15 protein-coding genes, 1 tRNA gene and 2 pseudogenes are annotated in these 13,774 nt (G+C 33.6%); 4 read left to right on the top strand and 14 right to left on the bottom strand.

Translation table 11 applies throughout. The features are described from left to right. Window positions 1-37: 37 nt before the first annotated feature. From HCAN_RS01400 to HCAN_RS01390, 3 genes are read right to left on the bottom strand one after another with little or no spacing between them, the layout of a single operon-like run. The gene (locus tag HCAN_RS01400) at window positions 38-1,048 is read right to left on the bottom strand and encodes a sensor histidine kinase (RefSeq protein ID WP_006656721.1); all 1,011 of its coding nucleotides are present in this window, start codon (window positions 1,046-1,048) and stop codon (window positions 38-40) included. Continuing rightward, entirely contained in the window at window positions 1,045-1,365 is a 321-nt protein-coding gene (locus HCAN_RS01395) for a rod-binding protein (protein WP_006655898.1), read from the bottom strand. The genes HCAN_RS01400 and HCAN_RS01395 overlap by 4 nt, the downstream gene beginning before the upstream one ends. Window positions 1,366-1,376: 11 nt before the next feature. Further along, window positions 1,377-2,435, bottom strand: a complete 1,059-nt coding sequence (locus HCAN_RS01390; protein ID WP_006655899.1) for a flagellar basal body P-ring protein FlgI — start codon at window positions 2,433-2,435, stop codon at window positions 1,377-1,379. Between the two features lie 136 nt (window positions 2,436-2,571). Between HCAN_RS01390 and HCAN_RS01385 the strand changes: the two genes are divergently transcribed. The 4 genes from HCAN_RS01385 to HCAN_RS01370 all read left to right on the top strand — a co-directional run bounded on the left by HCAN_RS01385 (window position 2,572) and on the right by HCAN_RS01370 (window position 5,629). Beyond that, window positions 2,572-2,649: transfer RNA gene (locus tag HCAN_RS01385), tRNA-Pro, on the top strand. 175 nt (window positions 2,650-2,824) lie between these two features. Continuing rightward, the gene (locus tag HCAN_RS01380) at window positions 2,825-3,583 is read left to right on the top strand and encodes an NAD+ synthase (RefSeq protein ID WP_006655900.1); all 759 of its coding nucleotides are present in this window, start codon (window positions 2,825-2,827) and stop codon (window positions 3,581-3,583) included. An 11-nt stretch (window positions 3,584-3,594) separates the two neighbouring features. Further along, window positions 3,595-4,725 carry a DegT/DnrJ/EryC1/StrS family aminotransferase gene (locus tag HCAN_RS01375; RefSeq protein ID WP_006655901.1) on the top strand — a complete coding sequence of 377 codons (1,131 nt, stop codon included), beginning with the start codon at window positions 3,595-3,597 and terminating at the stop codon, window positions 4,723-4,725. Between the two features lies 1 nt (window position 4,726). Then, complete coding sequence (locus HCAN_RS01370) at window positions 4,727-5,629, top strand: tetraacyldisaccharide 4'-kinase (protein ID WP_006656720.1); 903 nt, start codon at window positions 4,727-4,729, stop codon at window positions 5,627-5,629. 30 nt (window positions 5,630-5,659) lie between these two features. Here HCAN_RS01370 and HCAN_RS01365 read toward each other — a convergent pair whose 3' ends face one another. The 11 genes and pseudogenes from HCAN_RS01365 to HCAN_RS01325 form a co-directional block, all read right to left on the bottom strand. After that, the gene (locus HCAN_RS01365; RefSeq protein WP_006655903.1) at window positions 5,660-6,379 is read right to left on the bottom strand and encodes an energy transducer TonB; all 720 of its coding nucleotides are present in this window, start codon (window positions 6,377-6,379) and stop codon (window positions 5,660-5,662) included. Next, the gene (gene exbD / locus HCAN_RS01360) at window positions 6,342-6,728 is read right to left on the bottom strand and encodes a TonB system transport protein ExbD (protein WP_006655904.1); all 387 of its coding nucleotides are present in this window, start codon (window positions 6,726-6,728) and stop codon (window positions 6,342-6,344) included. Before exbD ends, HCAN_RS01365 begins: the two co-directional genes overlap by 38 nt. Next, window positions 6,712-7,149, bottom strand: a complete 438-nt coding sequence (gene exbB, locus HCAN_RS01355) for a TonB-system energizer ExbB (RefSeq protein WP_006655905.1) — start codon at window positions 7,147-7,149, stop codon at window positions 6,712-6,714. Before exbB ends, exbD begins: the two co-directional genes overlap by 17 nt. 334 nt (window positions 7,150-7,483) lie before the next feature. Further along, window positions 7,484-7,822, bottom strand: a pseudogene (locus tag HCAN_RS01350) (hypothetical protein); the annotation flags it as partial. After that, window positions 7,795-7,986: pseudogene (locus HCAN_RS08370) on the bottom strand (hypothetical protein); the annotation flags it as partial. The pseudogenes HCAN_RS01350 and HCAN_RS08370, both read right to left, overlap by 28 nt. Window positions 7,987-8,833: 847 nt before the next feature. After that, window positions 8,834-9,064 carry a hypothetical protein gene (locus HCAN_RS08060; protein WP_050748910.1) on the bottom strand — a complete coding sequence of 77 codons (231 nt, stop codon included), beginning with the start codon at window positions 9,062-9,064 and terminating at the stop codon, window positions 8,834-8,836. Beyond that, window positions 9,031-9,609, bottom strand: coding sequence for a hypothetical protein (locus HCAN_RS01345; protein WP_006655908.1), 579 nt, complete (start codon window positions 9,607-9,609; stop codon window positions 9,031-9,033). The genes HCAN_RS08060 and HCAN_RS01345 overlap by 34 nt, the downstream gene beginning before the upstream one ends. A 262-nt stretch (window positions 9,610-9,871) precedes the next feature. Continuing rightward, on the bottom strand, window positions 9,872-11,590 hold the full coding sequence (gene ilvD, locus HCAN_RS01340; RefSeq protein ID WP_006655909.1) for a dihydroxy-acid dehydratase: 1,719 nt from the start codon (window positions 11,588-11,590) through the stop codon (window positions 9,872-9,874). Between the two features lie 11 nt (window positions 11,591-11,601). Next, on the bottom strand, window positions 11,602-12,150 hold the full coding sequence (locus HCAN_RS01335) for a hypothetical protein (RefSeq protein WP_006655910.1): 549 nt from the start codon (window positions 12,148-12,150) through the stop codon (window positions 11,602-11,604). Continuing rightward, a complete protein-coding gene (locus HCAN_RS01330) occupies window positions 12,147-12,665 on the bottom strand; it encodes a hypothetical protein (protein WP_006656719.1) in 519 nt (172 codons plus the stop codon). Before HCAN_RS01330 ends, HCAN_RS01335 begins: the two co-directional genes overlap by 4 nt. Further along, window positions 12,665-13,711, bottom strand: coding sequence for a hypothetical protein (locus HCAN_RS01325; protein WP_006655912.1), 1,047 nt, complete (start codon window positions 13,709-13,711; stop codon window positions 12,665-12,667). Before HCAN_RS01325 ends, HCAN_RS01330 begins: the two co-directional genes overlap by 1 nt. Between the last annotated feature and the right edge of the window lie 63 nt (window positions 13,712-13,774).

Genomic DNA, 13,774 nt, shown 5'->3' with positions numbered 1-13,774 from the left:
AAAAAACGACTTAATCTTTAATGTAATTCAATACCCTTTAAACACTTTGTGGCAAAATAATCTCAAAACCTTTTTTATTTCCTGCTAATAATTCAATGCTGCCTTCGTGTGCTTGAATAATCTGCAAAGACAAAGCAAGTCCTAAGCCATTCCCCTTAAGTTTAGTGCTTTTAAAAGGCTCAAAGAGTATTTGCGGATTCTCTATGGGTTTGCCATTATCAAAGATTCTAAAGACTGCTTCCTTGTCTGTTTTTTGATAACTTATTTCCACCACTCCTTCTTCCTCTTCACCCTCTTCAATGGCATCAATGGCATTAAAAAGAAAATTTTGCAAGACAATACAAAGTAAATCAAAATCCGCCTCAAAAAATTCTCCATTCAAATCAAAAGCAAAATGAATATTTTTAGAATAAGTATAGTAATTCAAAGATTCTTGCAATTCATCTTGCAATTTTTGGGGATCAATTTCACTTTTTTGGATATGCACCCCTTTTGAAAAAAGTAAAGTTGCTTTAATGATTCTCTCCACTCTCCAAATTGATTTTTTAATTTCCAAAACCAAAGTTTTATTTTTAATATCTACTCGCTTTAAGAGTGTGGAAGCAAGTAGTGCTACAGAACCAACAGGATTGCGAATTTCGTGTGCTAGATGCGCAGAAATCTGCCCCATAGAAGCTAATCTTTCGCGTCGCTTTTCACTTGTAATATCGGTAGCAGAAATAATAATCTTATTTAGTTTTTGGTTGGTTTGCACCAAATAAACTTTTGAATCTAGCTCAATTTCTTGACGCTTAGTCTTCTGCAAATCAAATGCCTCTAAAAGCTCTGGGATTTCTGATGCAAGACTATTTTGATAAAAAATCTCACCCCCCTGCTCCAAAACCCAAACAGCAGTTGGCAAAATATCAAGGACTTCTTCAAAAAGTGCTTTGAGCTCAACAAATTCTTTTTCAACTTCATAAGTTTGAGTGATAAGCTCCTTTAAACCCTTAGCAAACGATTCTTTATCGCTACTGCTTAGCGATTCAAGTAAATTTTGATCAATCACTTGCTTCCTTGTTTGCTTTGTAAATCTTTTAAATAATCAAAAAGTAAATCACTAAAACCAAAGCTCCCACTTAAACTCTCTGATAAAGTATCGCGATACATTGATTCATAAATATCGTGTCCTGGGGCTTTTGGATACAAAGAATCATCCATTTTTAAAGCCGTATCAAGCATATTTTTAATAATCAATGCTTCAAAAGCATCCGTTTGTTCCCTCAATCGCGTATCATCATCGGTTTTTTGGATAGTCGGAGCCTGCTTTGCTGCATCTAAAATATCCTTAGAGTATCCATTTAAATGATTAAAATTGATTTCCATAATTTACCCCCTTAGATAATCTCTAAATCCGCATTAAAAGCACCGGCTTTTTTCATTGTCTCAATAATAGCAATCATATCTTTTGGGGTAGCACCCATTCTTTGCAATGCTCTTGTAACACTTGAAATTGTTGGATTATTAGGGCTTGTAACCATTGCTTGTTGTGGGCTAAAGACTGCTCCTGATCCCATATCCACTGCTTCTGGATCATTGGTGGCTTCATTAGAAACTTTAATAGTAATATTATTGTGTGTTACCACCACAGGAGAAACTTCAACTCCCATTCCCGCAATAACCGTCCCAGTTTTTTCATTAATAATAATTTTATCCTCCCTAACATAATCCACATCAATTTCTTGAACGCGTGCCAAAAATTCCACCATACTTAAATTTTCCGGTCTTTGGAGTTTGATAGTTCGTGGATCAATGGCTGTAGCAATAGGCTTATTTTCAGGATTAGCACCAAAAGTCTCATTAATTCGTGTTTGAATCCGCATAGCATTTTGGAAATTAGCTTCTTTTAGACTTAAAGTTGCATTGACTTTGTTATACAAGTCATACACGACTTCTCTCTCAACAATCCCTCCATTTGGCATTGTTGCTGCAAGAGAATGATTAGCACTTCCTCCCCTTTCATTTTTTCCTCCAATCCCTACTGCTCCTTGAGCTACTGCATAGATTCTACCATCTAATCCACTTAGTGGAGTTAAAAGCAAAGTCCCCCCTTCAAGCGATTTGGCATCGCCAATACTAGAGACTAAAATATCAATTGTATCCCCCTGTCTAGCAAAAGGAGGTAGCTTAGCGGTTACCATTACTGCTGCGACATTTTTGGATTGTATATCATTAGGATCAATTTTAACATTCACACTCTCTAACATATTTGAAATAGATTGCATCGTAAAAGTAGAAGTCGTTTTATCCCCACTTCCATTTAATCCAACTACCAAACCATAACCAATAAGCTGATTATCCCTTACACCAACTATATTTACTAAATCACTCACTTTGGCAGCAAAAATCGGAGTAACCAAAAAAAGACTAAAAAGAAGAGGTATTATTTTTTTCATAGCTGCTATATCCTTATTTTCGCTAAAATATTTAGATTTCAAAAAAGCAAAAAGTATTCCAAAAATATTTTTGTGGTTTCAATATTATTTTAATCATTTTTTGATACAATCCCACTTTCAAATTATACTACATTTTCGGAGTATAGCGCAGCCTGGCTAGCGCACACCCTTGGGGTGGGTGAGGTCGTGGGTTCAAATCCCGCTACTCCGACCATTGCTTCTCTTTAATAACCAAATATTTCAAACTTATCAACCGCTTAAAATTTAATTTAAAAACTTAAATGTTACTAAAATCCAAAAACTAAGCATAATCTAAAAGATTTTTTGGATAGAATTCTATTTATAAGAATTGTTTTTATTTTCTTAAAAATTAAAATTTTAGGCATTTTATGAAAGATTACTCAAAAATTATCACAAAGCTAGTAGAATTCTTACAAACAGAAGTGCAAAAAAGAGGATTTAAATCTGTCGTCTTTGGGCTAAGCGGAGGGATTGATTCTGCAGTCGTTGCTGTTTTGTGCAAACAAGCTTTTGGTTTAAATCATCACGCGATTTTAATGCCCTCTTTACAATCTTCCAAAAGCAGTCTTGAAGATGCACTAGAACTTTGCAAAACCTTTGATATTTCTCACTCCATTCTCCCCCTAGAAAAACCCCAAAAGGGCTTTTTAGATACACTAGAAGGGCTTGAAAACAATCCAGCTAGAATGGGAAATTTGTGTGCTAGAATCCGTATGATTTATTTGTATGATTATGCTTTTGCCAAGAACGCTTTAGTTATTGGAACAAGCAATAAAAGTGAGATTTTGCTTGGGTATGGGACGATTTTTGGAGATTTAGCTTGTGCGATTAATCCCATTGGCAATCTCTATAAAACAGAAATTTTTGAAATTGCCAAGCTTTTAAATCTTCCCCAAAGCATTCAAACCAAAGCCCCTAGTGCAGATTTATATGAAGGACAAAGTGATGAAAAAGAACTTGGATTTTCTTATCAAATTTTAGATAATATTATGCAACTCTTAGAGCAAGGATTTTCTAAACAAGAAATCCTAGATAAAAACTTACCAAAAAAGGCAGTTGATATAGTTATACAAAGAATAAAAACAATGGAATTTAAAAGAAAAATTCCAGAAATTGCACCCTTATAAAAGGATTATAAATGCTAAAGATTCCCTATTTTATCCCTGATATCACTGAAAGTGAGAAAAAGCTAATTAACCATGTGCTTGAAAATCCAAGCTACAACATCACTCAAGATTTAGAGGAAGCCTTTAAAAACTACACTGGAATCAAATATGCAATCTCTGCAAATAGCGGGACAGCGGCTTTTCATCTTTGTCTTTTTGCTATGGATATTAAACGCGGCGACAAGATTCTTTGTTCTGTGAATTGCCACCCAAGCTTCCCAGAAATCATTCGACATTTTGATGCTGAACCCATTTTTGTAGATATTATGGAAGATACTTTTGAAATTTCTTATGAAAAATGCAAAGAAACATTAGAAAAAAACAATCTTAAAAAAACTCGTGCAATTATTGTTAGCCACATTGCAGGACAATTTTGCGATACAGAACCCTTTTATAAGCTTGCAGAACATTATAATCTTAAAATTATCGAAGATGCAACAATGGCACTTGGATTAACTCATAATGACATAAAAATAGGGAATCAAAAAAGTTATGCTACAATCTTTAGCATTGTCCTTGATTCTTCTAGTCCCGTAGCACAAGCTGGAATCCTTGCTACACACGATGAAAAACTAGCTAATCAAGCCACTTTATTACGCTATCACGGAATCGTAAGCGAAAAGGTTACAAGTGTTCGCCCACAATATCTCTATGATGTCGTAGGCGTTGGTAATAAATACAATTTAAGTTATTTAGACGCAGCCCTCTGTCTTAGCCAATTACAAAGAATGGATTATATTATCAAAAGACGCAAAGAAATCGCTTCTTATTATATGCAAAACCTAGCAAACACTCCCCATATTTCTATGCCTGTGGTTAAAAATGAGCATATCTTTTTTCACTTTATCATTAAAATTGACAAGAATCGCGATCACTTTGCCAAAGAACTTAAAGAAAGCGGAATTGAAACTGCCCTGCATTTCGTGCCTCTACATCTTTTAACTTATTACAAAAGTAAATATAAATTCAAAATTAGTGATTTTCCTATCGCTCTTAAAAATTACCAACAAATCTTAAGTTTGCCTATTTATAGTGCGATGAAAAAAGAAGATATTGATTATATTTGCAAAGAAATTTCAAGACTTGCAACTCACAGGGTATAAAATGAGAACTTTAGAAAAATACTTTTTTGCACCAAGTTTACCTCAAAAAATTTTAGCTTACTGCCTCTTGCCCATTAGCTTGATTTATTGCTTTATCGCAACACTAAAGCGAAAAATATCCCTCCAACAAGACTTTCAAATTCCCATTATTAGCGTCGGGAATCTCATTTTGGGCGGAAGTGGCAAAAGCCCTTTTGTCGCTGAAATTGCAAAAGATTATGAACTAAGCTGTGTCATTCTAAGAGGTTATGGGCGTAAAAGTAAGGGATTAAAAGTCATTAGTCAAAATGGCAATATTCTTGAAACTCCAGAAGTTGCCGGCGATGAAGCAATTATGCTTGCCAAATTACTTCCCAATGCTTCAGTGATTGTTAGCAAAAATCGCACAAAAGCTATCCTAAAAGCCAAAGAAATGGGAGCAAGAATCATCTTTTTAGATGATGGTTTCCGTTTTAATTTCAAAAAACTCAATATTTTATTAAAGCCAAAATTGGAGCCTTATTTTAGCTTTTGTATTCCAAGTGGCGGCTATCGCGAATCCAAAAGAGCCTACAAAGAAGCTGATATTATCGCCAAAGAAGGACAAGATTATACTAGAAAAGTGGAACTCCTCTACCCTACCCAAAGAATGCTTTTGCTAACAGCCATCGCAAATCCATCTAGGCTTGATTCATACTTACCCAATGTAGTGGGAAAAATTATTCTCAAAGATCATTCTTATTTTGACAAAACAAAGATTTTAGAATCTTATGCCAATCTTAATGCCACTTCACTACTTATTACTCAAAAAGATGCGGTTAAACTAGAGGATTTTGGATTGCCACTTTCAATTTTACATCTTGAATTAAGTATCTCGCCTAATATCAAAGAAAAAATACAAAAATACATCCAAAGTTATTCTTAATGAATAACTTTAACAAACAATCTCGCAATCTTAAGTTAAAACATATTGGATAGGAATTTGAATAATCACATCATTTTTAGGTGTTGGGAAATCTCGCCCAGCGCTTAGAATTGTTTTAATAGCCGATTCATCCAAAAGCGTATGCTTAGAAGGCTGAATCACTTTTACATTACCCAACTCCCCATTTTTAAAAAGTTTAAACTCCACCATTACAATCCCTGTCATTCTTAACATTCTTGCTTTTCTTGGATATTGGAGATTCTTATCAATTGCTTGCTTCACAGAAAGCAAAAAGGGATCATTTACCTTGCCAAATGTCAAAGTAGATGAAGCCTGATTAGCTTGAGTATTAGAAATATTAGGAGTATTAGTTGGCGGTTGTGTCTTAGCCATTTGATTGGTAGTAGGCTTAGGTTTTGGCTTTGATATCGGCTTTGAATTTTGGACAATCTTTTCTTTAATAGGCTCTATTTTTTTAATCTCCTTTGGTTTCTCCATTACTTTAGGCTTTTGAGGAGTTTTAATTTCTTCTTGCATTGGAGGTGGAGCACTCTTTTGCACCGCAGGACTTTGTGTGAAATGCGTAAGAGAAATTGCCATAGTTTGAGTTTGCAAACCTATGTCTTTTGGAAGAAAATAAGATGAACCATAAAAAAGACTTAAAAAAATTATGGCATAGATTCCACTTGCAACCAAAAAAGATTGTAAGGTGCTATTGTTTAGCTTGTGTTGCGATGCTAAAGTTTTCATGTGCCTTTCCTTTTAAAATATCAATAATTTGAATAAAAGTTTCAAATTTTGCATCCTTATCACTACGCAATTCTACTAGTGTTTTAGAATCCAGCTTTTCTAACTCCACTTTCAAAGCTTCCAAGCTAATTGCCTTCTCATCTAAATAGATTTGATTATCCTTATCTACGACAATTTGCACCTTTTTTTCATCTTTTTGTTGTTCTTGATTGGTGCTTTGTGGAAGCTCGATTTGAATTTTACCTTGTGCGATAAAAGTTGAAACACTTAGCACAATGGCTAAGAGAACCAACATAATATCAATAAAAGGAACGATATTGAGCGATTCATTTTTAGGAATCTTGACCATAAGTTTCCTTTGTTTTATAAAGGTTGCTTAAAAGAGTAATTTTTCGATACAAAGCGTTATAAGCAATCAAAGTTGGAATCGCCACTGCAAGCCCTAAAGCCGTTGCTTTTAGTGCAAGGGATAAACCTGTCATAATCTCTTTGGTATCAATGCTACCACTCATTCCCATATCATAAAAAGTAATCATAATCCCAATCACCGTTCCCAAAAGCCCGACATAAGGTGCATTGGAATAAATAATATAAAGCGTAGTGAGATGTTTGGTAATTGCATCATCAAAAGATTCTTGTGTTTTGTAATCACTAAACTTAATTTTAGAAAAAAAGATCACTCGTTCTATCGTAAGCCACAAAGCTATAAAACCCATAATTCCTAAGATTCCAAAGATAATATAATCAATTGTTTCTTTAAGAATTTCCATTGTTTTCCTTTGATATTGAAAATAATTATCAAAATTGTATCATAAACAAATTAATCTATTTTTAAATAGAAAAACGGATAGCCAAAACATTTGGTAGTTTTGTAAAGCTTAGCTAACCCGACCAAAATCTAATTTATGGATACAAATAGCATTAAAAACAAGAATTAAAAATACCCAAAGACGCCAAAACAACAAGGCTCTAAATTAGATAAAGATTATCTTCATTAGGCTTAAAAATATTGCTCAATATTTTAGCTCTTAGTTTAATCGTAAAAGAATTATAGTAGCGGCTAATCTACCTATAAATTTATTGTTTTTCTATTCTTTTAATTCTTTACTCTTTTATATTATGCTCCTTAGCATAAGCTTGTATCTTAGCTCTTAAATCTTCAGGGAAGTTAGCCCTACAAATAGCAGGTATTCTTGGATCAAGGAGTCTATCAAGTTTATGTCTTTTATAATACCATTCTAGGTTTTCAGGGGTAAAATAATAAGGAGCATTAGGATAGCTTTAAGGAGAAGTTAGGGCTGCGAGTTTGGCATGTAGTATTAAAGTATCATTAAAGAGTTGTTCCTTTTCTTCGCTCCAATCATTGGGTGTATCGGTTCCATAACCTTGTGCCATACCCTTTCTATATCCAACCATATAATAATCAAATTTCCTTCTGCTTTCATCTCTGCAACATGAGCCACACCACTTGTAATATTTTCTAATATTCTTACATCAACACCAGCTTTTCTAAATTATTCGAATCTTGCTTTGCTTTCAATGACTTACCACATTCTAGCATCATAGATTCTTTTAATTGCATATCTAAATTTTTTTACTCTAAAATCCTATGGATCCCTTTTGTTCGGCACTTCTATATACAATATTTATCTTGCCTATTATTTATTTTTTTAAATGGTGGGAACTATGGCTTGTAATTGGGTTTATTTTTTATCATATTACTATGGAAGCTTTTAAAAACAAGTTTCTCTTAAAAGACTTACTATAATATGCCTTTTTAATAGAAAATAAAATAGATAAGATAAAATATTGTAATGGTGACTATAACAAATAATAAAAGATATCAAAATGAGATTCTACACCTTTACTTTACAAAAATCTTGTCTTTCTTTTCATTTTTTTACTTTAGAATCACTAAGTTTGTTTTACTTAAAAAGTAGTTTTGTCAAAGTATTTATATCATCTCTTTGAAGTAGAATCTTTAATACCTATCACTAAAAAATAAGATTAAAAGATTCGGTTTTAAAAGGAATTTTAATCCTGCGTGGCTTACCGAAAACCACTTATTTTAGTCCCTTTTTAAATTTCTCTAGAAAGATTTTAGCATATTTTTTACTAATTTTTCTACTTAAATCCCTAAATTTCTTGGTTTTTTAGGTATCTATTTTACCATAAAGAAATTTAAGAAGGGACTAAAACTGTTATGGAATTTGCCCCAAAGTTTCTATAATTTTACCATAAAGAAATTTAAGAAGGGACTAAAACTTGCTTGAGTTCTAACAAAAAAGGGCGAAAATTTTACCATAAAGAAATTTAAGAAGGGACTAAAACATAGGGAACGATCAAGACGAATTCAATTTGTGTTCTTGCATATCAGCATAGCCTCTTAGGCGAGTTTGTAAAAAAAGCTAAAATTACAAAGAATTTTCCAAATATAAATGGTTTGCTTGTGAATTACAACTCATTTGTATATTGTTGCTTGTAGTTGTATTTTAGATTAATGCCTGTTGAAATCTCACCAATCTCAATGACATCTTCCAAACAATAATCTAAACGCAAAAGCAGTATTTCTAATTCTTTGCGGAATTTCATTTTTGTAGATTTATTATGAAAAATTTCATTTCTTGCCTGTCTAATTTGACTAAGTTTAGTTAGTAGATGTTCTTTTGTGCCATAACATGGCAATTCTTTCCCTTTATAATTTTTTTATCTTTAAAAATAGGTGCAAAAATATCCCAATGAGAGCTAATAATATCTTCCAAATCCCTAAGGTAAAAACAATCAAAAATTTCCCATGAATTTTTAGCTTTTTTATTTTTTAGATGTTTTCTTCTTATTTGAATAAGCTTGACAACGACTTTTGAGCTACTAGAGTTTGAAGTTTGGTCTATAAACCACGAATCGCCATTATCTTTGTTGTAAAAATTTGCAATTTTAACGCACAATGTGCTACGCAATGCATTTTCAAAATAATGCAAGAGCAAAAAATTAGCCTGATGTGTTTTGATTCTTTTTATATACAATTGCATAATAAATTCATACAAGTCATCTTTTTCATATTTTGCTAAAGCTTTTTCTGCTTCCCTGCAAGCACCCCATAAATAAGCAAAGTGCAATACACTTAGCGCTTTTTTCATACGAACTTCAAAGTTTTTATTTAATAAATTTGGAAAATCACAAAACAAAGCCTTAATCTTTTCATATTCAAGATTCTGCAAAGAAAAACCCATTTTGCACCTTTATTTAATTTTATTTAATGTTTTGTCTGCTATAATTTAGCTAGTTTAGAGGGCTAACCTGCCGATAGCTGTGGGGTACTCCTAGCGAGAGGCTGCTCTAAATTCCCTTATTATAGCTTTCATTACTTATTTTATCCAAGAATTTGAACATTACGCAAAAGCATTAAATAGAAATTTTCATCAATCTTTTACTTCAGCAAACCAAGTATTTTGCAATTTCTATGGATTTAAAAATCCATAGAATCTATATAGTTTATAATTCCGTTTTTAGCACTGCGCCATTTGCAGCATTGCTAACAAGCAATGAATAACGCTTAAGCCATTTGCTTGTGATATTTTTGTTAGTCATAATTGTCTTTGCGACACCTTGTTGTTGCCATTTTGCCTTTCTAGATTCTAATTCTTTAGAATCTACAAGCAGATTTAACTCTCCCCTTGCAACAGAAATTTCTATTTCATCGCCATCTTCAATAAGCGCGATAAGCCCTCCCTCTGCTGCTTCTGGGCTCACATGTCCTATACATGCACCACGAGTTGCCCCGCTAAATCGCCCATCAGTGATAAGCGCCACGCATTCGCCTAGTCCCATTCCCATAATCAAACTTGTAGGGCTTAGCATTTCTTGCATTCCTGGTCCTCCCTTTGGACCCTCATAGCGGATCACAACTACATTTCCTGCCTTGACTTTACCACCTGCTATACCTTTAATCGCTTCAGCTTGGGAATTAAAACAAATCGCTTTGCCCTTAAATTCTTTCATAGATTCTGCCACGGCTGCCACTTTAAGCACCGCACCTTGCTCTGCGAGATTCCCAAAGAGAATCTTTAGCCCACCAACTTGTGAATAAGCATTTTCGTTGGTATGGATAATATGCGTATCAGTGATTTCTTTGCCCTTAATTCTTTCGCCTAAAGTCTCTCCTGTAATCGTTAGAGCGTCTAAAAATAAAGTTTGTGTATCTCGTTTGGCTACTTCATTCATCACCGCACTTACGCCACCTGCGCGATTAATATCTTCCATATGCACACTGCTAAGTGCTGGAGCAATTTTGGCGATATGAGCGACATTTTTGGCAATCTCATTGATATTTTGGAGGTTAAACTCTACCTCTGCTTCTTTGGCAATAGCAAGCATATGTAATACCGTATTTGTGCTTCCCCCCATTGCCATATCCACAACAAAGGCATTATGCACGGCTTTGTGATTGAGGATATTACGGAATCTAAACTGCTCACTCTTTTGAGAATCTAGGGCAATTTCTACTATGCGTCTTGCAGCCTTTCGCAACAATTCCTCGCGTTCTTTTGTAAGCGCTGGGATTGTTCCATTACCCATCAAGGCTACCCCCATAGCCTCACAAAGTGTATTCATAGAATTTGCCGTAAACATACCGCTACAACTTCCGCCACCAGGACAGGCGTTGCATTCTATTTCGTGCAAGCGTTTTTCATCGATTTTGCCACTTTCAAACGCACCCACTGCCTCAAAAGCAGAATTTAGATCTAGCACGCTTCCATCGCTTAGCTTCCCTGCCATCATCGGTCCGCCACTTACAAAAATCGTTGGCACATTGACACGCAATGCCCCCATAAGCATACCAGGCACGATCTTATCGCAATTTGGAATACAAATCATCGCATCTAGGCTATGCGCATTCATCACCGTTTCGATACAATCAGCGATTAACTCACGACTAGGGAGGGAATACAGCATACCATTATGCCCCATAGCAATACCATCATCCACGCCAATAGTATTAAACTCAAATGGCACACCACCAGCTTTGCGGATTTCCTCCTTGATAATCTCTGCGTATTTGTTTAAGAAAAAATGTCCGGGGATAATGTCTATATAACTATTTGCCACACCAATAAAGGGCTTATTAAAATCCTCATCTTTAAGCCCTGTAGCACGCAACAAACTCCTATGTGGAGCCCTTTGATAGCCTTGTTTGATAATATCACTTCGCATTAAATCCTCCTTTAATTGTTGATTAATATACTAGAATCTTTGGATGAATAATAAACATCTAATCGAAAAGAAAAAACAAGCATTCCATTTTCCTTTTCAATATGAATAGGAAAATTAAACCGCATAATTGCATTGAAATTTTGTGTCAAGTTTAACGCGTTCTTTAAAGTTTCTATTGTTTTAACTTTTCCACTTACCACATAACGCTGCTTGAAATATTCACCCTCTTTTATTGGCTCTCCATCTTGCACAACTCCAGAAGTATCAAAGATAATTTTTAACTTCTCTTCAATCTCTTGCAATGTGGTAGGCGTTTCAAAGGCTCTTAAAATTTCAATATTTTGCTTCTGATAATCCAATAATTCTTGCTTTTGAGAATCGTGTTGGCTTTGAATTTGATTTAAAGCAAAAACTTCTTTTCGGTAATTAGCATTTGTCTTTTTAAAAACATCTAATTGGGGTTTAATGATTGCTATAAAAATAACCATCACCAAGAAAAAATAAAATACGAAAAAGAAAGTATTTCTTACCCAATCAATTTGCGCAAAAAAAGCTTTCATTTCGTTTGCTCCTCTTTATTTAGCTTACTCACTGAAACAAAATTATACCATCCATTAGGCAATAAATAAAAATCCGCCCTGCTTTGATGAAAGATAGAACGCAAAGGAACTTCAAGCAAAAAAGTATAAATTTGTTTTGAAGGAGTTGCACCATATAAAACAAGCTGATATTGTTCCATTTGAATCTTATTTAGTGTAATTTGCTCTGGAATCAAATCAAATAGATTCTCTACGCTTTCTTTTAACATTACATTTTGATTAGCAATAAACTTTCCAAATTCCACTCTTTGTTCTTCTTGAAGTTGAATTTCTTGAAATTTTTTAATCTCATCTAAAGCTATTTTTTGTGCTTCTAGTGCTTCTGTTGTTTTCATTTCCATAAAATACCCTTGAATCTTCAAAGTAACAACAAAGCCAAAAAAGATAAAAAGTGTTAAAAAAATATAACCCCACCAAATGCGAGAAACTTTTTTTAGTAATGTTTTTTTATTAGGCGAGATAAAACTATAATTCATCACACTTCTCCCCTTGCTTCAAAAAATTGATAAGATTCAAAACCCAAATCAACAAGTGTTTCTGCAATATTACAAGGCATAATTTTGACTTCTAACATTGTAAAATTTTGAATTTGTTTAAGTGTCTCTGTTGAAATATTATTTGGATTAAAAAGCACAATTTCAGTAATAAATTCACTCTTATAAATATCATTACTATAAAATTCACTCATCGCAGATTGAATAAATTTAGTCGCCATATTCACTCTTGAAAAATCATCTAAATCATCATTATCTTGCTCCAAATTTTCATCCTTTATTTCCTCCTCTTGTTTGTCCTCACCTTTTAAGATTTCAATGAGTGCATCATCTCCTTCTTCATTGTCTAAATCTACATCGCCAATTTCACTAAGTTCTTGCTGAATATCCTTTGTAATATCTGCACTCTCTTCCTCTTCTTCTTGATTGAATGAATTTTTAACAATTTTTAATTCTGAATCAATCTCACTCTCTAAGGCATAATAACCGCCAAATAAAACTCCGCTATTTGATTTTGTTACAATCATCGTCATATTAGAACGCTGAAATAAAATATAAAGCTTACAATGATTTTCTTGGAAAGTATCTTTAGCTAAATGATAAAGCACCAAAAAAGGAGAAATGATAAAATCCACACCCAATTTCAAAAATCTCTTCTTAGTTTCTGCTATACCTTCTTTAGAGACATATACAGACCATCCATCGCTAAAACTTTTCTTCACAACCTCATCGGCATTGATGCCATATTGACTAAAATCTTCTTTGCGATTAGTGTTAATTGCACCTTGAATAATGGAAGAAGAAAGTGCCACAATGTAAGTAAATGGATTTTTTGCATAGATTTTTCTAATAAACCACACGGCTTGTGCGGGTAATTCTCCAGGAATAGTTTTAAATGTTTTTGTTTGTGTGCGAATATGCTTACCACCGCGATAAAATTTGACAACTACATTACAATTTTTGTTGTCAATTTCAATTCCAACAATTGCTGTTGAAAAAAAATGGTGGATAATTTTTGTAAGATTCATTGTTCTTTTAACCTTAACGCTTCTTTTATTTTTTATATAGTATGCAATTTTGTCTTAAACAAT

Origin of the sequence: Helicobacter canadensis MIT 98-5491 (genome assembly GCF_000162575.1) — a bacterium.
Lineage (GTDB): Bacteria > Campylobacterota > Campylobacteria > Campylobacterales > Helicobacteraceae > Helicobacter_D > Helicobacter_D canadensis.
This window is presented reverse-complemented; position numbering and strand designations above follow the sequence as displayed.